The organism is Bacteroidales bacterium (assembly GCA_035342335.1).
Taxonomy (GTDB): domain Bacteria; phylum Bacteroidota; class Bacteroidia; order Bacteroidales; family JAGONC01; genus JAGONC01.
Genome location: DAOQWY010000003.1, coordinates 123,404 through 124,209 on the forward strand (window position 1 = coordinate 123,404; position 806 = coordinate 124,209).

The 806-nt window shown below is 39.2% G+C and carries 1 protein-coding gene; it reads right to left on the reverse strand.

Translation table 11 applies throughout. The features are described 5' to 3' along the window. Positions 1–93 precede the first annotated feature (93 nt). Positions 94–555 carry an IS200/IS605 family transposase gene (tnpA, locus tag PKI34_02585; GenBank protein HNS16692.1) on the reverse strand — a complete coding sequence of 154 codons (462 nt, stop codon included), beginning with the start codon at positions 553–555 and terminating at the stop codon, positions 94–96. Positions 556–806 lie beyond the last annotated feature (251 nt).

The following is an 806-nucleotide window of genomic DNA, read 5'->3' on the forward strand; positions in this document are numbered from 1 at the left end:
GCCGAATTCCCTCCCCTTGCCCGTAGGGCATAGAGTATTGTAGCAGGTGGTTAGCTGGCCGAATGATGAATTTACCCCGTTGGGATTAAACATCTACCAAAAATCAAACAAATAGCGTTCATTAAATTCGATGGAATAATTCTTAAGGAATTGAATATACTCCGTTTTGAATGTTGATTTGTCATGATGCTTTTCCTGGTTTTGAATATATGCGTAGACCTTTTCCAACTGAGATCTGCTGTAGGAAAACGCTCCATATCCTTCCTGCCAGGCAAATTTTCCATTGCATAGTTTTTCTTTGTTAATGAACAGAGAAGAGTTTCTTTTAATGCCATGCACGGTATCAGAGATTGAAATTGATGGATTTAATCCTATCAGGATGTGTACATGATCGGCCATACCATTGACAATGATTGGTTTGTGATCCATTGTGGAGATAATTCCACTAATGTACTCGAATATTCTGCCTCTGATGTCCACGGTTAGTGCAGCATCACGATTTCTGGCTGCAAAAACCAGATGAACGTATAACTGGGTGTATGTTCCTGGTTTCATGATATGTTCTTTATTGTTAATACGGAAAGAAGCAAAATGTACCCGGTTAAAATGAAATTTATTTTTTGTTAATCCCCTACAGGGAATAAAATATTATCAGCTGCATTATCCTGCTACAATACTATATGCCCTACGGGCAAGGTAAAAGCTGGAGTTCATCGCGTTAATTGATTTCCTACATTACCGCGTAGCGGTTTACAATACTCTATGCCCTACGGGCAAGGTAAAAGCTGGAGTTCATCGCGTTAATT